Genomic DNA, 20,539 nt, shown 5'->3' on the forward strand with positions numbered 1-20,539 from the left:
TGTCCTCAACGTGGATGAGATCGGGGCGAAAGCCGCGCTAGTGCGACGGCGCGACGTAGGGCTGAATGGGGAACGGACCGTTCGACCCGCCGAATTCGACGGCCGGCGCGGTCAGGGCCGGGACCGTCGTCCGCGGTTCGGTCGGCGCGGCCTTCGGGGCCGGGGCCGGGACCGACACGGCGGCCGGGGCCGGCGATACGATCTTATCGATTTGCGCCACGCGCTGCGCGGCGGCCGCGCTCGCTTGTCCGAGGCTTTGCGCACGACGATACGATTGTTCGGCTAGATGCAGGTATAGGTCGCCGAGGTTTTCGTAGGCGAGCCCATAGCTCGGGTTGGCCTGCACGGCCGTCTCGAGCGCCGTGCGCGCTTCTTGATAGCGCCCGTGCTTGGCATAAAGCGTTGCCAGATTGTTGTACGGCTCGGGCAGCTCGGGGTAGAGCTGCGTGAGCTCGGTGAACTGACGGATCGCATCGTCGTCGCGGTTCAAGCGGGCGAGGACCGTGCCGCGTTTGAACTTCGCTTGGATGTCCCGGGGATGCGAAGCGATGCGCGCGTCGAGTTCGACGAGTGCCGCGCTCCAGTTTTGCGAGGCGATCGATGCGTCGATTTGAGGCGTGCCGTCGGCAACCGCCGGGGCGCTCTGCGCATGTGCCGCCACGCTGCTGAAAGCCGCGAGCGCAAGGCTCAGGACGGAGGCGGCGACGAGGGCCGCGCTACGGTGCGTGCGGCCGCTGGAAGGTTTCATAGGCTCGTGTCTGGGTGTTATACTCCGGCCCATTCTAACAAAACGTTTGCTGGTTTCCTCCAACGGCAAACGGTCTTCCGCCCGTCGTGGTCGCCTTTCGCGCCGCTCGCTCGAAGCATTCGTCGCGCGAAGACATTCGCACCGCGCAAGCCGTTTGCGCTTCATCGCGAAAGTGCTGCGAAGCGCACGTCGCCGAGTGCGGATTGCTCAAGGCTCACGCATCGTCTCTATGGAATCACTGCGCATCTACAACACGCTCGCGCGTGACAAGCAATCGTTCGTGCCGCGCCGTGCAGGCGAGGTGCGGATGTACGTCTGCGGGATTACCGTCTACGACTACTGCCACATCGGGCACGCGCGGCTGTTGGTCGTATTCGATCTCGTTCAGCGTTGGCTGCGCACGCTCGGTTACCGAGTGACATACGTGCGCAATATTACGGACGTCGACGACAAGATCATTCGCCGCGCCGTTCAAAACGGCGAAACGATCAAGACCGTCACCGATCGCTACATCGCGGCGATGTACGAAGATGCGGACGCGCTCGGCGTCATGCGCCCCGATATCGAGCCGCGCGCGACCGATTACATTCCCCAGATGCTGGGCATGATCGATACGCTCGTGGCGAACGGCTACGCGTACCAGGCGAAAGACGGCGACGTGAATTACGCCGTGCGCAAATTCGAACGCTACGGCGCGCTCTCCGGCAAGTCGCTCGAAGATCTGCGCGCGGGCGAGCGCGTCGCGACTAGCGATGCGAAGCAAGATCCGCTCGATTTCGTCCTGTGGAAGCACGCGAAGGCGGGTGAACCGGCCGAATGCACGTGGGACTCCAACTACGGCCCGGGTAGACCGGGCTGGCATATCGAGTGTTCCGCGATGGGCTGCGCGCTGCTCGGCGAGCATTTCGATCTGCATGGCGGCGGGCAAGATTTGCAATTCCCGCATCATGAGAACGAGATCGCCCAAAGCGAGGGTGCCACGGGCCAGACGTTCGTCAACTATTGGATGCACAACGGCTTCGTGCAGATCGATAACGAGAAGATGTCGAAATCGCTCGGCAACTTCTTCACGATCCGCGAGGTGCTCGCGAAATACGATCCCGAGGTGGTTCGATTCTTCCTCGCGCGTGCGCATTACCGTTCGCCGATCAACTATAGCGACGTGCATCTCGACGATGCGCGCGCCGCGCTCACGCGCCTATACACGGCGCTCAAGGACGTGGCGCCCGACAGCGCGCCGCTCGATTGGAGCGAGGCGCATGCGCAGCGATTCCGCGAAGCGATGAACGACGACTTCAATACGCCCGTTGCCGTGGCCGTGCTGTTCGAACTCGCCACCGAAGTCAATCGCACGCGCGATGCGGGCGCGGCACGGCAACTGCGCGCGCTGGCGGGCATATTGGGATTGCTTGGCCGCGAGCCGCGGGAATTTCTGCAAAAGGCAGCGGGCGCACTCGATGCGCAAGGTCTCGATGTTGCCGCGATCGAAGCGAAGATCGCCGGGCGCGCGGCCGCCAAGCATGCGAAGAACTACGCCGAGGCAGATCGGATTCGAGCCGAGTTGCTCGATGCCGGTGTTGCGCTTGAAGACAAACCGGGCGGGCTGACCGAATGGCGCCGCGTATGACGACCGTGCACCGCACGTCGCGCTGATCGACTCGCCAGGCAGGAGGCAAGATGGCAACGGCCAGGAAGGCGCCCGCACGCGCCAGTCGCAAGGGCGACACGCGCGCGACCGTGGCGTCGGCACCGAATGACACGAATGAGAAGGCGGCCGCGAAGCGCGCCACCGGCACGAAGAAGGAAAGCGCGGTCAAGCCGAACGGCGCCGCGGCGCCGGTTCAGATCGGCGGGCTCGAGCCCGCGGTCACTCGACCCGCGTATTGGGATCGCGCGTGCGCGGATCTCGTGAAGCGCGATCGAATCTTGAAGCGGCTGATTCCGAAGTTCGGGCCCGTTCATCTCGTGAACGGCAGCGATCCGTTCGTGACGCTCGCGCGCTCCGTGGTGGGGCAGCAAGTGTCGGTTCAGGTCGCGCAAGCGGTTTGGGAGCGGATCGAATCGGCGTGTCCTAAACTGTCGCCGCAGCAGTTTAAAAAGCTCGGCCAAGAGAAGCTCGTCGCCTGCGGGCTGTCCAAGCGCAAGTCGGACTATCTGCTCGATCTCGCCGAGCATTTTCTCTCGGGCGCCTTGCACGTCGACAAATGGATGTCGATGGACGACGAAGCCGTGATTGCCGAGCTCACGCAGATTCGCGGGATCGGCAGGTGGACCGCCGAGATGTTTTTGATTTTCAATTTGTCGCGTCCCGACGTGCTGCCGCTCGACGATCTCGGCCTCATTCGCGCCATCAGCGTGAACTACTTCAGCGGCGAGCCCGTCACGCGCAGCGAAGCGCGCGAAGTCGCGGCGAACTGGGAGCCGTGGCGGACGGTGGCAACGTGGTATATGTGGCGTAGCCTCGACGGGCTTGCCGAATAAAACTATCAGTTTTTGTATACGATAGTTTTGCCTGATTCAGCACGGAGCCGGCGCGGTTAGAATACGCGCTGCCGCAGGATTCTAGGAACGAACATATGAAAACGACCTTTCTGGATTTCGAACAGCCCATCGCGGAACTCGAAGCGAAAATCGAAGAATTGCGCTTTGTCCAGGACGACTCGGCTGTCGATATTTCGGAAGAGATCGAGCGGTTGTCGAAGAAGAGCCAACAGCTCACCAAAGACCTTTATGCGAATCTGTCCCCGTGGCAGGTCACGCAAATCGCACGACACCCGCAGCGCCCGTACACGCTCGACTACGTAGGCGAGCTGTTCACGGACTTTCACGAGTTGCACGGCGACCGGTCGTTTGCGGACGATTTGTCGATCGTCGGCGGCTTGGCCCGTTTCAACGGCCATCCGTGCATGGTCATCGGCCATCAAAAGGGCCGCGATACGAAGGAACGTGCAGCGCGCAACTTCGGTATGCCGCGTCCGGAAGGCTACCGCAAGGCCGAACGGCTGATGCGGCTTGCCGAGAAGTTCGGCTTGCCGATCTTCACGTTCGTCGATACCCCCGGTGCATACCCCGGCGTGGGCGCCGAGGAGCGGGGGCAATCGGAAGCCATCGGCCGTAACTTGTACGTCATGGCCGAGCTGAAGACGCCCATTATCACGACGGTGATCGGCGAGGGCGGCTCGGGCGGGGCACTGGCGATCGCGGTCGCCGATACCGTGCTGATGTTGCAGTTTTCGACGTACTCGGTGATTTCGCCCGAGGGCTGTGCGTCGATTCTGTGGAAGAGTGCGACAAAAGCGTCCGAAGCAGCCGAAGCGCTCGGCTTGACGGCGCATCGATTGAAGGCGCTTGGCCTCATCGACAAGATCGTCAACGAGCCGTTGGGCGGTGCGCACCGCGACCTGAAGGGCATGGCGGCGTTGCTGCGCCGTGCACTGGCCGACTCGCTGCGCCAATTCCAAGGTATGAGCGTGGCCGACTTGCGTCAGCGTCGCTTCGAGCGCTTGATGAGCTACGGCAAGTACAAGGAATCGTTCCCGGGTGCGTAAGCCGAGCCCCGGACCGCGTTCGGCGAACATGGCCGAACACGGGATCCATACCTAATCCCTGACGTGAACGTTTCCGTCGACATCGCCGCCGAGCGCATCGTTCTCGATGCCCTCGGCGGCGTGCTTTCTACTGTCCCTGCCGACGCGACAATCGCAATCGCCTATAGCGGCGGCCTCGACTCCACGGTGCTGCTCGATGCGGCGGTACGCGTCGCGGGCGCGGCGCGCTGCGTCGCCTTGCACGTTCATCACGGTCTCAGTCCGAACGCCGATCGCTGGCTCGCTCATTGCGAAGCCTCGGCGCTTTCGCTCGCGGCGCGCTTCGATGCCGAGCACGTGCGCGTCCGGCGCGACAACGGCGAGAGTCTCGAGGCGGCCGCGCGCGAGGCCCGTTATCAGGCGCTCGACGCGATGTGCGCACGCAACGGCGCAGCGGTGCTATGGCTCGCGCATCATGCCGACGATCAAGCCGAAACGGTATTGCTTCAGCTGCTGCGCGGGGCCGGCGTGGCGGGGCTCGCTGCGATGGCGCCGCAGCGCGTCGACGAGTCGTCGGCCGTGCGGCGCGTGCGTCCCTTTTTGCCCTTGTTGCGCGCGCAACTCAATCGCTATGCGGCGCTTCGGGGCTTGCGCTGGATCGAGGACGAGTCCAACGCCGATACGCGCTATGCGCGCAATGCGTTGCGGCACGACGTAATGCCGGCGCTCAGTACGCGCTTTCCCGGTTATCGCGACGCGCTTGCGCGTACCGCTCGTCATGCTGCCGCCGCGCAACGCCTGCTGGACGATTTGGCGCAGATCGACCTGCGCACGGTCGGTCGCGACGAGGGTGTGGCGCTTTCGCGTAAGGCGTTGACTGCGCTCGACGACGCGCGCGCGACCAATCTCATGCGCGTGTGGATCCGCACCGCGGCTTTGCCCACGCCGTCGGCCGCGCGCTTGGCGGACATGCTGCGGCAATTGCGCCAGGCGCGCGACGGTCACGGGCTCAGCGTCATGCACGGCGGCGCCTGTTTGCGGATGTACCGGGACAAGATTTATTGGGAACAGCGCGCAGCCCAACGTGTGCTGCGGCCGACGGGGCAGGGCGAGGAGCGGCGGCGAAACGACGCCGCCAAGCGAGACTCGGCGCACGCGGCCGTCGACGCAGAACGCCCTATGGGCGAGGCGAAACGCACCGAGCGGCTGGCCTGGAGCGGTCAGCAGGTGTGGCACTTGGCGCAATGGCGCGGATCGGTCGTATTCGTGCCCACGACCGAGGACGACGCGGGCCCCGATACGGTCGCCGAAGCGCTGCTGGCCAGCGCGCCGCTCTTTGCGCGGGCGCGCACCGGCGGAGAGCGCGTGCAGCGCATGCCGGGCGGGGCGGCGCGCACCTTGAAGAACTTATTCCAGGAGCTCGGCGTGCCCGCGTGGGAGCGCGATGTGCCGCTCATTTACGTGGGGGAGGCGCTGCTGTTCGTGCCGCGCGTGGGCATCAACGGCGCAGCCGAGCAAGCGCTGTCGCCGTCGCAGCGGCGCGGTGGACGCTGGCGGCTCGAATGGCGCGAGGACTTGCTGATCGCATGAATGCTCCGCGGCCCGAGGCGCCTTTTCTTGGCGTCGCGCCCGATTGACACCCGCGGCTTCCCGCGCTTGTCTTTTCGCCCTCGATCAAGTACGCTCGAAGGCTCGCCCGATCCGCTTTCGCAGCCGTTTGCGCGCTTTGCGCGTATTCGTCGCCTATTGCCTCGCTACCCGCACCGGCGATAGGCACGCGCAGCAAGCGCTTCGCATCTGGGCAATCCGCGCACGCTGCGCTCACGCTTTCGCAGCCATCCTTCGTCGTCGTAGTGCTCACGAGGCCGCGAGACCGAACGGGCAGTCTTGCGGTTCTGCTCTTGGCGCATCGGCGCGGTTTCTCCTCCAGTTCAGAACGACAATGGCACTCATCGTACATAAATACGGCGGCACCTCGATGGGCTCGGTCGAGCGCATCAAGAACGTCGCCAAGCGCGTCGCGAAATGGCATCAGGCCGGGCATAAAATGGTTGTCGTGCCCTCTGCGATGTCGGGCGAAACCAATCGTTTGCTCGGTCTCGCCAAAGAGATTTCGAGCCAACCGAGCCCGCGCGAGCTCGACGTCATTGCGGCGACGGGCGAACAAGTCAGCGTGGGGTTGCTCTCGATCGCGTTGCAAGAGATCGGCGTGGAAGCCGTGAGCTATGCCGGCTGGCAAGTGCCGATCAAGACCGATAGCGCGTTCACGAAAGCGCGCATCAACGAAATCGACGACGAACGCGTGATGCGCGATCTCGACGCCGGCAAGGTCGTGGTCATCACGGGCTTCCAAGGCGTCGATCCGGAAGGGCACATTACGACGCTCGGCCGCGGCGGTTCGGATACCTCCGCGGTGGCGGTGGCGGCGGCGCTCGAAGCCGACGAATGCTTGATTTTCACCGACGTCGACGGCGTCTATACGACCGATCCGCGCGTGGTGGAAGAGGCGCGCCGGCTCGATCGCGTCACTTTCGAGGAAATGCTGGAAATGGCCAGCCTCGGCTCGAAGGTGCTCCAGATCCGCTCGGTCGAATTCGCGGGCAAGTATCGTGTGAAAACGCGCGTACTCTCGAGCCTGACCGACCCGATGATTCCGGTCGAGGAAGAAATGAAATCGGGCACGCTGATCACCTTTGAAGAAGACGAGACCATGGAAAAAGCAGTCATCTCCGGCATCGCGTTCCAACGCGACGAAGCGCGCATCGCTGTGCGCGGCGTGCCCGATAAGCCGGGCATCGCCTACCAGATCCTCGGCCCGGTTGCCGACGCGAACATCGACGTCGACATGATCATCCAAAACCAGAGCGTGCACGGCAAGACCGATTTCACGTTCACGGTGGGCCGTGGCGACTACCAACGCGCGATGGATATCCTCGTCAATCACGTGAAGGGTCACGTGAACGCCGAGGAAGTCGTGGGCGATCCGCGCGTGTCGAAGGTCTCGGTCGTCGGTGTGGGCATGCGCTCGCATGTCGGCATCGCGAGCAAGATGTTCCGCACGCTGTCGGAAGAGGGCATCAACATCCAGATGATCTCGACGTCGGAAATCAAGATTTCGGTGCTGATCGACGAGAAGTACATGGAGCTTGCCGTACGCTCGCTGCATAAAGCGTTCGAACTCGAGCAAGCGTAAGGCACCGCGTACTTGAACGGGGTGAGGCCGGTGCGGCCACGCCGGGAGAATGGGCGGTGCGATAAAAAAATGCGCCGCATCATTTGACCTACGTAATCATTCCCGTTAATATCTTGGTCTCGTTGCACTGCACTCCCGGTGCGACGGCGATTTTGGGAGACGTGGCCGAGAGGTCGAAGGCACTCCCCTGCTAAGGGAGCATCTGGGCCAAAACCTGGATCGAGGGTTCGAATCCCTCCGTCTCCGCCAATAGGCGGTGACAAAGCCCCGCGAGTTCTAGGACTCGCGGGGCTTTTCCTTTTGGGGCGCCGCCTCGATCGAGGCCGCGCAGCACAAGCCCATCCTCCAATTGCCCAACTCGCGGTGAGATTTGCATAAATGGGTTTAAATGGCGCGAGAAGGTGGGGCGAGGGAAACGAGGTTCGCCGCCTTCTTTCTCTTTTGGAGCCGCCATGCCACGTACCGTTGCTGAAAAACGCGCTGCCTTCCGTGCTCTGCACGCATCCGGCTGCTTCGTGCTGCCGAATCCTTGGGATGCCGGTAGCGCCCGCTATCTCGAAAGCCAGGGTTTCCAAGCCGTTGCGACGACTAGTTCCGGATTCGCTTGGTCCAATGGCCATGCCGACAATCATGTGAGCCGCGAGGCCGTCCTTGCACATCTTCGGACGATCGTGGAAGCGACCGATCTGCCGGTCAACGCCGACTTCGAAAACGGCTTCGGCGCAAGCCCGGACGAAGTGGGCGAGAGCGTCAAACTTGCGATTGCAACCGGCGTAGCCGGCCTCTCCATCGAGGACTCCACAGGCGTTGCCGGCGCTCCGCTGTTTCCGATCGAAGAGGCCGTGGCGCGGCTCAAGGCCGCGCGTCGTGCAATCGATGCAAGCGGCGGCGATACGCTGCTGATCGGCCGCGCGGAGAATTTCATCGTCGGGGTACCCGATTTGGACGATACGCTGGCACGTCTGAAGGCCTATGCGGCGGCGGGCGCGGACTGCCTTTATGCGCCGGGGATTCAGACGGCCGAGCAAATCAAAGCCGTGGTGCAAGCCGTGGCACCCAAGCCCGTCAACGTGCTCATCGGCGCGAATTCGCCGATGACGCTTGCCGATCTCGAGGGGCTCGGCGTGCGCCGTGTCAGCGTGGGCGGTGCGCTCGCACGGGCGGCTTGGGGTGGCTTCATGCGCGCCGCGCAGTCGCTCGTGCAAGGGCGTTTCGACGGATTCGGCGATGCCGCGTCGGGCGCACAACTCAACGGGCTGTTTGCGGACGAGTCTCAGTAAGAGGGCTGCTGTCCTACCTGGCTCGGACCTATGCAGGCAGGACTTCCGAGACACGGGGCGGGCAGCCTCGCAATGGCCGCGGGGCTGCGTGTTAGCGGTGTCGTGTTCCAGTGCTTTCGCGCTCTAGTGCCCGCCATACGGACGCGTCAGGATCTCGAGAAAGTGGCCGCTCGGATCCTCGAAATAAGCGCCTCGCCCACCGTCGCGTGTATTGATCTCGCCTTCGTGCCGCTTGGCCGGATCGGCCCAGTACTGTAGCTTGCGGCCCTCGATCCGGCCCATGATTTCCGTGAATTCGGCCTCGCTGACGAGAAATGCGTAATGCTGCGCGTTTGGCGTGTGCTCGGCTTGGATGAAGTCCATCGTGACATCGTTGCTTAGATGGACGGTAAGGAACGGGCCGAACGGTTTGGGCTCCGCAAGCCCGAGAATTTCGGTGAGAAATGCGGCGGATGCGTCGCGGTCGCGCGCGTAGACAATGGTGTGGTTCAAAGCGACACTCATGGCTAACGACCTCCTATCTCGAGCGATACATAGGGTGGCGCGAGGAGCGCAAGCGTTTTGCTGGTCTAGCCGTTCAAACGCCAACAAGGCCCGCACGGCGTATTTGCGTGGCTGTTCGTCGAGTTTACGCCGTTCGCAAACGCGCGTTGCGGACAGGGTTTAAGCCCATGGGGCCTTGGCCCTGCCCGCACGCGCACAGTCCACGTCCATTCGACGGGATCACGCAGGTGTAGGGCACATGACAGCGTTACCGCGCGGCCGCCTGAATCGCTCCACCCAGTGCCGCATTGTCGTAGGCGCGTCCGCCGATACCCCATGCCCCATCGGCGGCATAAACGACATTCACCCAAACCCGCTCGGGTACCAAGCGGCCGCCCGAAGCGTTCGACACGATCTGTGTCGCCCGCTCGATAAAGCGCCGTTTGGCATCGGACGAAGCCAGCGCTACCGCGGGCAGCTTCAATTCGACGAACGCGGCATCCGCGGCTACCCCTCCCGAGAAGATGCGATTGCGCGGCAACACGCTCAAAGTGCCCACGACGTTCGGCACCATGAATGCGTTGTCTTGCAGCCCTTCGATTTCGAGCAGGGTATCGGTGAGTGCGGCGAATACCTTCGCCTCGGCATCGGCGTTGAAAACACCTTCGGGAACGGTCAATGTGATCGGCATAGCAATACCTCCAGGTCGGTTGGCTGGGACATGATATAAATAGCGATCGCTCTCTATAGAATACATACCAACCGCTCTCTATGCAATAGAGAGCACATGCTCTATAAAACATTTATGCGTTACTCGATCGAACACAAGTACGAGACCCGCGAACGGATTCTGGACGCTGCCGCGAGGCTCTTTCGTCGCGAAGGGTATGGTGGTTCAGGCATCGGCCCGCTGACGAAAGAAGCCGGGGTGACGAACGGGGCGTTCTACGGCCATTTCAAGTCGAAGAGCGAGGCGTTTCGCGCCGTGGTGCTCTCGGGCATGCAACAACTCAAAGACGCCATCGCGGCGCTGAAAACCGAACAGGGCCCGCGCTGGTGCCGTCCATTCATCGCGTTCTACCTCGGCCAGCGGCGCACGTGCGATCTCGGTGAAAGCTGTGCGCTCGCGAGCCTTTCCCCGGAAGTGATGCGCGCGGACGACGAGACGCGCGATGCCTACGAAAAGGTATTGGCATCGATCGTCGACGAAGTGTCCTCCGGCTTGCGTGACTTGCCGGGCGACGACCATGACGATCGCGCCATCGCGCTTTTGTCGTTGCTGGCGGGCGGTGTTACGCTTGCGCGCGCCGTGCGCGATCCGGCCGCCTCCGAACGTATCGCCAATGCGGTCGCCCGGTATGCGACGGCGCTCACGGAGCCGGCGGCGCGCGATTGAGCGCCGTCGTCGTCAAAACAAGAACAAGAGAGAAAACAACATGAAGCACATCCGTGCGCGGGTATCGGCAGCGCTATTTCTATCCCTATCGTTGATCGCGCCGCGTGGGTTCGCGGCATCGGCGGACATCGTGCTGGACGTTCCTGCGGAGTTCACGGCTTCCTCGATTACCGCGGCGGGCGAGGGGCTTTATTGCATCTCGGGGGACGTCTATCACGACGAGGTTCCGAACCATAGCGCGATGATGCTGCTCGTCGATACGCACGCGCGGCGTGTGCTTTGGAAGACCGATATTCCCTACGCGAAAGATCACTTCGAAAACGCGGGGATGAAGTGCATTCGCGACGGCGAGTTCTACTACGCGCTCACGGAGGAGCGGACGGATTCGTTCGCCGCCCAGAGCCACACTCAATTGATCGTGAGCAAGATTTCGTCGACAGGCAAGTTGCTGAAGGCGCAGCGCGTCGACGTCGGTGCCGACGTATGGGAGAACTTGTTCGAGGCGGGACCCGATGGGCTATCGATCGTCGGCGGCACAAGCACCGATGGGGTCGATCGAGGCGGCAAGCGCAGCCTGTTTCTTGTCCGGTTCGACCAAGACCTCGCACGCAAGCAGTTCGTCGTTTTGCCGACGGGCGCGTTTTGGACCGGGAGTTACGCGAAGCTCGATGGGACGAGCCTGCTCATTTCAGGGCAATTCCTCGCCAATCCCGGTGCGAGCGCATCCCTTCATGAAGGGTACGCCGTGTCCAAGATCGATCTGGGCAAGATGCGATACCTATGGTCGACCTTCGTTTATCCGACGAACATTGACGCGCAAGGCGCGGTCTCGCTGCCGGATGGCGGCATCGCCGACGTTGGCGTGAGCGGCGATCGTCTGTCGATCTCCGTGATCGATGCGTTCGGGCGCGTCGCGCGGCGGATGTCGATGAAAAGCACGATTTGCAGCGTGGATGCGCTCGGTGTCAAGGCGGCGACGCTACAGATCGTGGGTACGGGTTGCGGCGAGAAGCACGCTGCGCTGCTGCTCGATATCGATCCGGCGGCAGGCGCCATCGTCGCCACGCACGATCTCGGTGACCGGGCGACGGGGGCATCGTTCGACGGCGATACGCTTTGGACGGTCGTCGCGCAATCCAATGGCGATCGTCAGGTATTGCGCCGCGTGACTCGATAAGGCGTGCCGCGACCTATCGTCGCCCCTCACCAAGCGACCTTCATGGGGCCGATGCGTCGTATTCCCGCATGGCCATGGATCCGCGGCGCCTCGACCAAACGCAAGCCGGGTAGACGCGTGACCAGTGCCGAAAGGCTTTCTTCCAGCTCGGTGCGCACCAGTGCCTCTCCCACACAGCGGTGGCGGCCATAGCCGAAAGCCGGATGCGACTGTACGGGCCTTTGTTGACGAATATCGAACACGTCCGGGGCGATGTAAGCGCTTTCGTCGCGCATCGCCGACATGGTCGCGAGCTCGACGAACTGCCCCGCGGGTATCGTCGATCCGTCGAGTTCGATGTCCTGCGTCGTGGTGCGCCACAAGCTGCTGACCGTCGGTTCGTAGCGCAGCGCCTCGGTTACGGCATCGGCAATCCGCTCTGGGCTGCGGCGAACGACGTGCCATTGTTCGGGGTACTGGAGCAATAGCGCCACTTGGATCGCTCCGGCCTTGAGCATCGTGTCGATGCCCGCAAGAAGAGGGGGCACCAGTTGCAGTCCGACCTGTTCCGCCGACGATGAGTCGGCCTCGTCCTCGGCCACGAAACGCGAGATCAAATCATCGCGAGGTGTGCGCCGGCGCTCCTTTACCACCGCTGCGAGGTAATGCACGAGTTCCTCGGTCGCCGCTTGAATGCCCGGCAGTTGCGCTTGCGTGACGCTGACGTCGAAAAACTCGGACACCGTGCACGCGAGCCGGGTCAGCAGTGCCCGATCGCCGCTGGGCAAGCCGAGCAGTTCGCAGGTGGATCGAGCGGCCACCTCCGAGGTGAAATGCTCGACGAGTTCGATCTGTTGGCCCTCGTGCCAACGATCGATCGATTCATCGGCGATCTTGCGGATGGTGGGGCGCCACGCGTCGATCGCTCGCGGCGAGAAGCCCGTATTGAACACTTCGCGTCGGCGCCGATGCGGCTCGCGACTGTTTTGAAACATCATGCGGCACAACTCGAAGATCGCGCCGGTTGCAATGCCGTGTTTTTCGGGCCACGCCGTTTCCGTAAAGACGAGACGCGGGTCCTTGCCGAGGCGTGCGACGTCCGCATATCGCAGGACGAGGACACCGCCTTTTTCGTGCTCGACGAACGGAAATTGGCGGCGGTATTGCCGATAGACGGCATGCGGATCGGCATCGAGCATGTCGACGGTCAGGCGGGGGACATCGGCGACGCCCGGCGGGCGGCGGGGCGGATCGCAAGCGGTCGGCATGGCGTACTCCATCATCGATCGATGCACCGATTACACCAGTTCGATTTCTTCCGACGACCTGTAAGGCTCTATAGGTTTCCGTACGCGGACGCATAAGTGCCCGGGCGCGTCTCAGTAGGTTGGCATTACGGGGCGCCCGGCCGCTCGAGAGTTGTAAAGATGTTCTGCATCAACAGTTACAAGTTTGAAATACGACTATCGGACACCCCGCGCTATAGTTCCATCCAACCACGCTACGTATTTAAAGGTGTCACCGTGAAATCGCTTTTCTCCATGGTCTCGTTGGCCGTCGGCGCCCTTGCCGTCGGCGTCTCCACTTCGGCGATGGCGAGGGTGGACATCGGCGTCAACATCGGCATTCCGGCCCCTGTGTATGTTGCCCCGGCTCCCGTCTATGCGCCGCCTCCGCCGCCGGTCGTCTATCAGCCGGCTCCCGTGTATATGGCCCCTGCGGTGGTGATCGGCTGGCATGGCGATCGTTATTGGGACGGCCGTCGCTGGTGGGGCCGCGACGAGTGGCGCCATCGCGGCTGGGACCACGACCGCGGCCGCGACTGGGGCCATGACCATGGTCACGGCCATGGTTGGGACCACTGATATTGGATTGGGCTACCGGTAAACGGCTGGCAATCAGGGAGACTCCGGCAAGCGCCTAAGCGGGCCATCGATCGGAGAAAAACAAAACCGCCTGGGCATGCGCCGCAGGCGGTTTTGTTTCATTCGGGGCAGCGCTCGGCGATGCGCGCGCTCACCGGGTTCGAGCCGTGAGCGCGCAAGAGCGAGCGTCCAAGCTCAGCCTTACTCGGCGGCTTCGGGCGTCATCCCGCCGACGACCGTGCTGAAGCCGCTATCGACGTGCATGATTTCGCCCGTTACGCCGCTCGCGAGATCCGAGAGCAGGAACGCAGCTGCGTTGCCCACTTGCTCGATCGTCACGTTGCGCTTGAGCGGCGCGTTGTGCTCGACGAAGTCGAGAATCTTGCCGAAGCCTTTGATGCCGCTCGCGGCCAGCGTTTTGATGGGGCCGGCCGAAATCGCATTCACGCGCGTGCCCTTGGCGCCGAGCGAGCCGGCCATGTAGCGCACGCATGCTTCGAGCGCGGCTTTGGCGACGCCCATCGTGTTGTAGTTGGGGATGACTTTCTCGGCACCGAGGTACGAGAGCGTCAGCAGCGATGCGTCCTCGGACAGCAGCGGCAGCGCGGCCTTGGCCAGCGCGGGGAAGCTGTAGGCGGAGATGTCGTGTGCGATACGGAAGTTCTCGCGCGTCATGCCGTCGAGGAAGTCGCCGGCGATCGCTTCGCGCGGCGCGAAGCCGATCGAGTGCACGAGACCGTCCAACTTCGGCCAATGCTGGCCGAGCGAGGTGAAGAGCGCTTCGATTTGCGCGTCGTCGGCGACGTCGCACGGAAACACGAGTTCGCTGCCGAATTCGGCGGCGAATTCGGAGATACGGTCCTTGAAGCGGTCGCCGACATACGTGAAAGCGAGTTCGGCGCCTTCGCGCTTACAGGCTTGCGCGATGCCGTAGGCGATCGAGCGGTTCGACAGAAGACCGGTCAGCAAAATGCGTTTTCCAGCGAGAAAGCCCATGAATTCTCCTAGCGTTATCGGTGCCCCGCGGCGTGCGCGCAACGCTGCACGGCGGTGGCGGGTACGGGTTTGGGTAGAATTCTCTCACATTGCCCACTTCCGATCTCCCGATGAAGGCGACGACGACGATTGTCCGACGCTTACGCACGCCGCGCGCCGAGCGCAAACTCGGCCCCCGGCATCTGCTGTTGACGTGTGCGCTAGCCTGGCTGCTGGGCTGCGCGACCCCGGCCCATGCCGTCTATGCGATTGCCCAATTCGGCGCGCCCAAATATCCGCCCGGATTTACGCACTTCGACTATGTGAATCCCGATGCGCCAAAAGGCGGCACCCTCGTGCTCTCCAATCCGAGCCGGCTCACGAGTTTCGACAAGTTCAATCCGTTCACGCTTAGAGGCAATACGGCGCCCGGCATCGACCTGTTGTTCGAAAGCCTGACCACCGGTAGCAGCGACGAGGTGGCTTCGGCGTACGGGCTTCTGGCCGACGACATCGAGGTCGCGCCCGATCGGCTCTCGGTGACGTTTCACATCAATCCGCGTGCGCGGTTTTCGAACGGCGACGCGGTGACGGCCGAGGACGTCAAATACTCGTTCGATACGCTGAAGAGCCCGCAAGCGGCGCCGCAATTCGCCGCTTTCTATAGCGACATCGCCCGTGCGGTGGTCGTCGATGCGGCTACGATCCGCTTCGAGTTCCGGCAGCCGAACCGCGAGCTGCCGCTGATCGCGGGGGCGGTCCCGGTGTTCTCGCGCAAGTGGGGGCTCAATCCCGACGGCACGCACGTGCCGCTCGATCAGCTGGCATTTCAACCGCCGATCGGGAGCGGCCCCTATCTCATCGATCGATATGACGGCGGCCACACGATCACCTATCGACGCAATCCGTCGTATTGGGGCGCCACGTTGCCGGTGCGCGTCGGAACGGACAACTTCGACGCGATCACTTATAAGCTCTACGCCGACAGCACCGCGAGGCTCGAAGCCTTCAAGGCCGGCGAGTACGATGCGCTCGTCGAGTACATCTCGCGCAATTGGGCGCGACGCGATGTGGGAAAGCGCTTCGACGACGGCGAACTCGTCAAGCGCGAGTTTCGCCAGCACAACGGCGCGGGTATGCAGGGTCTCGTGATGAATCTGCGGCGCCCGCTGTTCAAGGATGTGCGCGTGCGCAAGGCGCTCGATCTCGCATTCGACTTCGAATGGCTGAACCGGCAACTGTTTTTCGGCGCCTATACGCGGCTCGACAGCTACTTTGCCGACAGTCCGCTACAGGCGACGGGCATGCCGAGCGCGGGCGAGCTCGCCATCTTGAACCCGCTGCGTGGAGAGCTCGACCCGGCCGTATTCGGACCCATGACGGTTCAACCCGATACCGATCCACCGGGCTCCCTACGGTCCAATCTGCTTCAAGCGCGAGCGCTGTTGGAGCAGGCCGGCTGGCACTACCGCGACGGTGCACTGCGCAATGCGCAAGGGCAGCCGTTCAGGTTCGAGATCCTCGACGACTCGGGGCAAAGCGCGTCGATTCAGCCGATCATGAGCGCCTATATTCGCAACCTGAGCAAGCTTGGGATCGAGGTTGCCTATCGCGCGGTCGATTTCGCCTTGATTCAAAAGCGCTACGACGCCTTCGACTTCGACATGACCATGTTGCGCTACCCGGGCGTGCAGGTGCCCGGTACCGAGCAGGTCTCGCGCTTCGGCAGCAAATCGGCCGACGAGCAGGGCTCGGACAACCTCATGGGCGTCAAGTCGCCGGCTATCGATGCGATTTTGCGCTCGCTCGTTCATGCGCAAACGAAGGAGCAGCTCGTCGATACGGCGCGTGCGCTCGATCGGGTGCTCATGCACGGCTATTACGTCGTGCCGCAGTGGTACAGCGCCACACATCGCGTCGCCTACAAACGCACGCTGCGCTATCCGGCCACGCTGCCGCTGTACTATTCGGCGGAAGATTGGATCGTATCGAACTGGTGGCTCGCGCCGTCGTCGGAGGAGGGGGCGGCGGCGCGCTGATCGCGCGCTCGCCGTCGTCCTTCGCTTGGTTTTCGCTTATCCACGGGTGTTCGACTATGTGGGGCTACATTCTCAAACGATTGCTGCTGATGATCCCGACGCTGCTCGGCGTGCTGACCGTGACGTTCGCCGTCATTCAGTTCGTGCCGGGCGGCCCGGTCGAGCAAGCGGCTTACGAATTGCGCAAGGGCACGCAGTTGGAAGGACATGCGCCGCCTTTCGGGCTGCGCGCGCATTCGGGCGTCGACGCGCAGCAGCTCGCTCAGTTGAAGGCGTTGTACGGCTTCGATAAGCCGCCGCTGACACGCTATGGGCTCATGCTCGAGCGGTTTGCCCGATTCGATCTCGGGCAAAGCTACTTTCACCATCAGAGCGTGTGGTCGCTCGTGGTGTCGAAGCTGCCGGTGTCGATCAGCATCGGCTTGTGGACGTTCTTTCTGACCTATCTGATCTCAGTGCCGCTCGGAATTGCCAAGGCTGTTCGCAACGGTTCGCCGTTCGACGTCGCCACGAGCCTCGTCGTGCTCGTCGGTTACGCGATTCCCGGGTTCGTGCTGGGCGTTTTGCTGCTCGTGCTGTTCGGCGGCGGCTCGTTCTTGCAGATCTTCCCGCTGCGCGGATTGTTCTCCGACAACTTTTCGCAGTTGAGCGTGCCGGGCAAGATCGTCGATTATCTTTGGCATATCGCGCTGCCCGTAACGGCGTCAGTCGTCGGCAGCTTCGCCGTCGTCACGATGCTGACCAAGAACGCGTTTCTCGACGAGATCAAGAAGCAGTATGTGCTCACGGCGCGCGCCAAGGGCTTGAGCGAAAAGCGCGTGCTCTGGAAGCACGTCTTCCGCAATGCGATGTTGCCGCTCGTGGTCGGGTTTCCGGCCGCGTTCATCGGCGCTTTTTTCACCGGGAGCCTATTGATCGAAACGCTGTTTTCGCTCGACGGCCTTGGGCTGCTCTCGTACGAATCGGTCGTGCGCCGCGACTATCCGGTCGTGCTGGGCACGCTGTATCTTTTCACGCTGATCGGGCTCGCGACGAAGCTCATCTCGGACTTGTGCTACGTCTGGGTCGATCCGCGCATTCAATTCGAACGACTGGAGCGCTAACGTTGAGTCAAGCCCGCCCCCGAACCGGGGCCGATGCCGTGACGCGCAGCGCATTGCCTAGCGTCCTCGCTTCGCGCTCGCCCATGCGGCGCGTTTGGCAACGCTTCAAGGCCCAACGCCTCGGTTATTGGAGTCTCATCCTGTTCGTCGTCGCGTTCGCCGCTAGCTTGGCCGGCCCGCTTTGGTCGAACGACAAGCCGCTCGTCGTTCGCTACGACGGTCATTACTATTTTCCGATCGTGAAGACGTATGCGGAGACCACGTTCGGCGGCGACTTCCCGACCCCGGCCGATTACCTCGACCCGTATGTGCGACAGCGGCTCGCTTTGCCGGGCAATTTCGCGGTCTATCCGCCGAACCACTACTACTACGACACGCTGAACTACTTCTCGCGCGCGGCCAATCCGGCGCCGCCCTCGCGCGAGAACTGGCTCGGCACGGACGCCCAAGGGCGCGACGTTTTCGCGCGGCTGCTGTACGGCTTTCGGGTATCGGTGGAATTCGCGCTCGTGCTGACGCTGATCGGCAGCGTGCTCGGCATCGCCGCCGGCGCCGTGCAGGGGTACTTCGGCGGTCGCATCGACATCGTGGGGCAGCGCCTCATCGAGATTTGGAGCGCGTTGCCCGAACTGTATTTGCTCATCATCTTCGCCTCGATCTTCGAGCCGAGCTTTCTGCTGCTCGTGGTCTTGTTGTCGCTATTCGGGTGGATCGGCTTGTCCGATTATGTGCGCGCCGAATGCTTGCGCAATCGCTCGCAGGATTACGTGCGCGCTGCGCGCGCGATCGGGCTGTCGAACTGGCAGATCATCTGGCGCCACGTTTTGCCCAATAGCATGACGCCCGTCATAACGTTCCTGCCGTTTCGCATGAGCGGATCCATTCTCGCTTTGACGAGCTTGGACTTCCTCGGCTTGGGCGTGCCTGCGCCCACGCCGAGTCTCGGCGAGTTGCTCTCCGAGGGCAAAGCCAACCTCGATGCCTGGTGGATCTCGCTCTCGACGTTCGGTGTGCTCGTCGTCACGCTCTTGCTGCTGACGTTCATGGGCGACGCGCTGCGCAATGCATTGGATACGCGCATTGCCGAGGCGATGCGGGCGGGAGGGAATCAATGAGCGCGCAGCCGATGAGACAGGATGCTCGGGATGCCGTCGGCACGCCGCTGCTCGAACTCGAAAACCTGCACGTGACGTTCGGCGACACGGTCGCCGTCGACGATTTGACGTTCGCGATCGCCCAGGGTGAGCGCGTCGCGCTCGTGGGCGAGTCCGGCTCGGGCAAGACCGTCACCGCGCTGGCGATCCTGCGGCTGCTCGGCGAGGCGCGCGTGACGGGCGCCGTCCGTTTTGCGGGAGAGGAGTTGCTGACCAAGAGCGAGCGGGCCATGCAGGGGCTGCGCGGCTCGGAAGTCGCGATGATCTTTCAAGAGCCGATGACGGCGCTCAACCCGCTTTTTACGGTCGGAGAGCAGATCGCGGAGACGATCGTCGCCCATGAGGGCGTTTCGCCGCAGCAGGGGCGCCTTCGTGCCGTGGAGCTGCTTGCCCGCACGGGCGTGACCGAGCCGCAAAAGCGAGTGCTGAGCTACCCGCACCAGCTCTCGGGCGGCCAACGCCAGCGCGCCATGATCGCAATGGCGCTTGCTTGCCGTCCGCGGCTTCTATTGGCCGACGAGCCGACCACCGCGCTCGACGTGACGATCCGGGCGCAAATCGTCGATCTGCTGCTCGAAATTCAACGTGACGAGGCGAAAAAACGCGGCATGGCCGTGTTATTGATCACGCACGATCTCAATTTAGTGCGCCGTTTTGCGCAGCGCGTAGCGGTCATGGAGCGGGGCGTGCTCGTCGAAAGCGGTCCGGTCGAGCGCATCTTCGAGGCGCCGCAGCACCCATATACGCAACGGCTGATTGCGAGCCGGCCACAGCGCCACGTAACGCCCGTGCTGCCGATCGCCCCGGTATTGCTCGATGCCCGCGAGGTATCGGTGTCGTTCCCGATCAAGGCGTCGGGCGTACGCGGTTGGTTCCGCTCCGATCGTTTCGACGCTGTTTCCAAGGCCTCGCTCAGCGTGCGGCAGGGCGAAACGCTCGGTGTGGTGGGGGAGTCGGGTTCAGGCAAGTCGACGCTTGCGATGGCGCTGCTCGGCCTGCAAAGCACGGCGGGTGGATCGATCGAGTTCCAAGGACGGGCGCTTTCCAGCTATCGGGGGCGGGAGCAGACGACGCTGCGCTCGAACATGCAGGTCGTGTTTCAGGACCCGTTCAGTTCGCTTTCGCCGCGACAGACGATCGAGCGCATCGTCGGGGAAGGGCTCGCGCTTCATCGGCCGGAACTCGATGCGGCCGCCCGGCGCGACAAAGTCACGACGGTGCTGCGCGAAGTGGGGATCGATCGAACCGCGTTGGGGCGCTACCCCCACGAGTTTTCGGGCGGCCAGAGGCAACGCATCGCGATCGCCCGCGCGCTGGTCTTGGAACCGCGTTTATTAGTGTTGGATGAGCCGACGAGTGCGCTCGACGTTTCGATTCAGCAGCAGGTTTTGACCCTGCTTACTGCGCTTCAGCACAAGTACAACCTCGGTTTCGTATTCATCAGTCATGACTTGGCGGTGATTGGCGCGATGGCACACCGGGTGGCGGTCATGCAAAACGGGGTCATCGTCGAAACGGGCGACGTCGAAAAAATCTTCTCCAATCCGGCCCATCCGTATACGCGAAAACTCTTAGATGCGAGCCTTCAAGAGTGAATGGCGGCAATTATGACGGTACCCC

Annotated in this window: 18 protein-coding genes and 1 tRNA gene; 14 read left to right on the top strand and 5 right to left on the bottom strand. The window is 63.0% G+C overall.

Going from position 1 to position 20,539, the window contains the following annotated elements; all coding sequences use genetic code 11:
- Positions 1-37 precede the first annotated feature (37 nt).
- Positions 38-748: a tetratricopeptide repeat protein gene (locus tag AB1286_RS00200; RefSeq protein WP_430361365.1), complete on the bottom strand. Its 711-nt coding sequence runs from the start codon at positions 746-748 to the stop codon at positions 38-40.
- A gap of 229 nt (positions 749-977) precedes the next feature.
- On the opposite strand from AB1286_RS00200, the gene cysS reads away from it, so the two are divergent.
- The 7 genes from cysS to AB1286_RS00235 all read left to right on the top strand — a co-directional run bounded on the left by cysS (position 978) and on the right by AB1286_RS00235 (position 8,748).
- Positions 978-2,375 carry a cysteine--tRNA ligase gene (cysS, locus tag AB1286_RS00205; protein WP_430361366.1) on the top strand — a complete coding sequence of 466 codons (1,398 nt, stop codon included), beginning with the start codon at positions 978-980 and terminating at the stop codon, positions 2,373-2,375.
- Between the two features lie 50 nt (positions 2,376-2,425).
- Positions 2,426-3,229 (top strand): DNA-3-methyladenine glycosylase family protein, encoded by an 804-nt coding sequence (locus tag AB1286_RS00210; protein WP_430361367.1) that lies wholly within the window; start codon positions 2,426-2,428, stop codon positions 3,227-3,229.
- A gap of 95 nt (positions 3,230-3,324) precedes the next feature.
- On the top strand, positions 3,325-4,296 hold the full coding sequence (locus AB1286_RS00215; RefSeq protein WP_430361368.1) for an acetyl-CoA carboxylase carboxyltransferase subunit alpha: 972 nt from the start codon (positions 3,325-3,327) through the stop codon (positions 4,294-4,296).
- Positions 4,297-4,359: 63 nt separating this feature from the next.
- On the top strand, positions 4,360-5,865 hold the full coding sequence (gene tilS, locus AB1286_RS00220; RefSeq protein ID WP_430361369.1) for a tRNA lysidine(34) synthetase TilS: 1,506 nt from the start codon (positions 4,360-4,362) through the stop codon (positions 5,863-5,865).
- Positions 5,866-6,217: 352 nt separating this feature from the next.
- Positions 6,218-7,468: an aspartate kinase gene (locus AB1286_RS00225; RefSeq protein ID WP_430361370.1), complete on the top strand. Its 1,251-nt coding sequence runs from the start codon at positions 6,218-6,220 to the stop codon at positions 7,466-7,468.
- 155 nt (positions 7,469-7,623) lie between these two features.
- Positions 7,624-7,717: transfer RNA gene (locus AB1286_RS00230), tRNA-Ser, on the top strand.
- A 203-nt stretch (positions 7,718-7,920) separates the two neighbouring features.
- A complete protein-coding gene (locus AB1286_RS00235) occupies positions 7,921-8,748 on the top strand; it encodes an isocitrate lyase/PEP mutase family protein (protein ID WP_430361371.1) in 828 nt (275 codons plus the stop codon).
- Positions 8,749-8,871: 123 nt separating this feature from the next.
- Here the strand turns inward: AB1286_RS00235 and AB1286_RS00240 are convergent, their stop codons facing one another.
- Together AB1286_RS00240 and AB1286_RS00245 are read right to left on the bottom strand one after the other, a co-directional pair.
- A complete protein-coding gene (locus AB1286_RS00240; RefSeq protein ID WP_430361372.1) occupies positions 8,872-9,252 on the bottom strand; it encodes a VOC family protein in 381 nt (126 codons plus the stop codon).
- 247 nt (positions 9,253-9,499) lie between these two features.
- A complete protein-coding gene (locus tag AB1286_RS00245; RefSeq protein WP_430361373.1) occupies positions 9,500-9,922 on the bottom strand; it encodes a tautomerase family protein in 423 nt (140 codons plus the stop codon).
- Between the two features lie 96 nt (positions 9,923-10,018).
- Here AB1286_RS00245 and AB1286_RS00250 point away from each other — a divergent pair, with 96 nt between their 5' ends.
- The gene (locus AB1286_RS00250; protein WP_430361374.1) at positions 10,019-10,627 is read left to right on the top strand and encodes a TetR/AcrR family transcriptional regulator; all 609 of its coding nucleotides are present in this window, start codon (positions 10,019-10,021) and stop codon (positions 10,625-10,627) included.
- A gap of 40 nt (positions 10,628-10,667) precedes the next feature.
- Positions 10,668-11,804 carry a hypothetical protein gene (locus tag AB1286_RS00255; RefSeq protein WP_430361375.1) on the top strand — a complete coding sequence of 379 codons (1,137 nt, stop codon included), beginning with the start codon at positions 10,668-10,670 and terminating at the stop codon, positions 11,802-11,804.
- A gap of 26 nt (positions 11,805-11,830) precedes the next feature.
- Here AB1286_RS00255 and AB1286_RS00260 read toward each other — a convergent pair whose 3' ends face one another.
- A complete protein-coding gene (locus tag AB1286_RS00260) occupies positions 11,831-13,051 on the bottom strand; it encodes a cytochrome P450 (RefSeq protein WP_430361376.1) in 1,221 nt (406 codons plus the stop codon).
- 255 nt (positions 13,052-13,306) lie between these two features.
- Here AB1286_RS00260 and AB1286_RS00265 point away from each other — a divergent pair, with 255 nt between their 5' ends.
- A complete protein-coding gene (locus AB1286_RS00265) occupies positions 13,307-13,648 on the top strand; it encodes a hypothetical protein (protein WP_430361377.1) in 342 nt (113 codons plus the stop codon).
- Between the two features lie 201 nt (positions 13,649-13,849).
- Here AB1286_RS00265 and fabI read toward each other — a convergent pair whose 3' ends face one another.
- Positions 13,850-14,644: an enoyl-ACP reductase FabI gene (gene fabI, locus AB1286_RS00270; protein ID WP_430361378.1), complete on the bottom strand. Its 795-nt coding sequence runs from the start codon at positions 14,642-14,644 to the stop codon at positions 13,850-13,852.
- Between the two features lie 110 nt (positions 14,645-14,754).
- On the opposite strand from fabI, the gene AB1286_RS00275 reads away from it, so the two are divergent.
- The 4 genes from AB1286_RS00275 to AB1286_RS00290 all read left to right on the top strand — a co-directional run bounded on the left by AB1286_RS00275 (position 14,755) and on the right by AB1286_RS00290 (position 20,514).
- The gene (locus AB1286_RS00275; RefSeq protein ID WP_430361379.1) at positions 14,755-16,662 is read left to right on the top strand and encodes an extracellular solute-binding protein; all 1,908 of its coding nucleotides are present in this window, start codon (positions 14,755-14,757) and stop codon (positions 16,660-16,662) included.
- Positions 16,663-16,718: 56 nt separating this feature from the next.
- Entirely contained in the window at positions 16,719-17,765 is a 1,047-nt protein-coding gene (locus AB1286_RS00280; RefSeq protein ID WP_430364942.1) for a microcin C ABC transporter permease YejB, read from the top strand.
- An 83-nt stretch (positions 17,766-17,848) separates the two neighbouring features.
- Positions 17,849-18,880: an ABC transporter permease gene (locus AB1286_RS00285; RefSeq protein ID WP_430364943.1), complete on the top strand. Its 1,032-nt coding sequence runs from the start codon at positions 17,849-17,851 to the stop codon at positions 18,878-18,880.
- Entirely contained in the window at positions 18,877-20,514 is a 1,638-nt protein-coding gene (locus AB1286_RS00290; RefSeq protein ID WP_430361380.1) for an ABC transporter ATP-binding protein, read from the top strand. Before AB1286_RS00285 ends, AB1286_RS00290 begins: the two co-directional genes overlap by 4 nt.
- Positions 20,515-20,539: the final 25 nt, after the last annotated feature.

It is taken from the genome of Trinickia sp. NRRL B-1857, from assembly GCF_050470685.1.
Taxonomy (GTDB): Bacteria; Pseudomonadota; Gammaproteobacteria; order Burkholderiales; family Burkholderiaceae; genus Trinickia.

What these genes read in the sequence shown, in the direction of transcription:
- AB1286_RS00250 (WP_430361374.1), top strand. Translation starts at nt 10,019, where the DNA reads ATGCTCTATAAAACATTTATGCGTTACTCGATCGAACACAAGTACGAG.
- AB1286_RS00200 (WP_430361365.1), bottom strand. Translation starts at nt 748, where the DNA reads ATGAAACCTTCCAGCGGCCGCACGCACCGTAGCGCGGCCCTCGTCGCC.
- AB1286_RS00245 (WP_430361373.1), bottom strand. Translation starts at nt 9,922, where the DNA reads ATGCCGATCACATTGACCGTTCCCGAAGGTGTTTTCAACGCCGATGCC.
- AB1286_RS00260 (WP_430361376.1), bottom strand. Translation starts at nt 13,051, where the DNA reads ATGCCGACCGCTTGCGATCCGCCCCGCCGCCCGCCGGGCGTCGCCGAT.
- AB1286_RS00255 (WP_430361375.1), top strand. Translation starts at nt 10,668, where the DNA reads ATGAAGCACATCCGTGCGCGGGTATCGGCAGCGCTATTTCTATCCCTA.
- fabI (WP_430361378.1), bottom strand. Translation starts at nt 14,644, where the DNA reads ATGGGCTTTCTCGCTGGAAAACGCATTTTGCTGACCGGTCTTCTGTCG.
- AB1286_RS00285 (WP_430364943.1), top strand. Translation starts at nt 17,849, where the DNA reads ATGCGGCGCGTTTGGCAACGCTTCAAGGCCCAACGCCTCGGTTATTGG.
- AB1286_RS00215 (WP_430361368.1), top strand. Translation starts at nt 3,325, where the DNA reads ATGAAAACGACCTTTCTGGATTTCGAACAGCCCATCGCGGAACTCGAA.
- AB1286_RS00290 (WP_430361380.1), top strand. Translation starts at nt 18,877, where the DNA reads ATGAGCGCGCAGCCGATGAGACAGGATGCTCGGGATGCCGTCGGCACG.
- AB1286_RS00275 (WP_430361379.1), top strand. Translation starts at nt 14,755, where the DNA reads ATGAAGGCGACGACGACGATTGTCCGACGCTTACGCACGCCGCGCGCC.
- AB1286_RS00280 (WP_430364942.1), top strand. Translation starts at nt 16,719, where the DNA reads ATGTGGGGCTACATTCTCAAACGATTGCTGCTGATGATCCCGACGCTG.
- AB1286_RS00235 (WP_430361371.1), top strand. Translation starts at nt 7,921, where the DNA reads ATGCCACGTACCGTTGCTGAAAAACGCGCTGCCTTCCGTGCTCTGCAC.
- AB1286_RS00210 (WP_430361367.1), top strand. Translation starts at nt 2,426, where the DNA reads ATGGCAACGGCCAGGAAGGCGCCCGCACGCGCCAGTCGCAAGGGCGAC.
- AB1286_RS00240 (WP_430361372.1), bottom strand. Translation starts at nt 9,252, where the DNA reads ATGAGTGTCGCTTTGAACCACACCATTGTCTACGCGCGCGACCGCGAC.
- AB1286_RS00225 (WP_430361370.1), top strand. Translation starts at nt 6,218, where the DNA reads ATGGCACTCATCGTACATAAATACGGCGGCACCTCGATGGGCTCGGTC.
- cysS (WP_430361366.1), top strand. Translation starts at nt 978, where the DNA reads ATGGAATCACTGCGCATCTACAACACGCTCGCGCGTGACAAGCAATCG.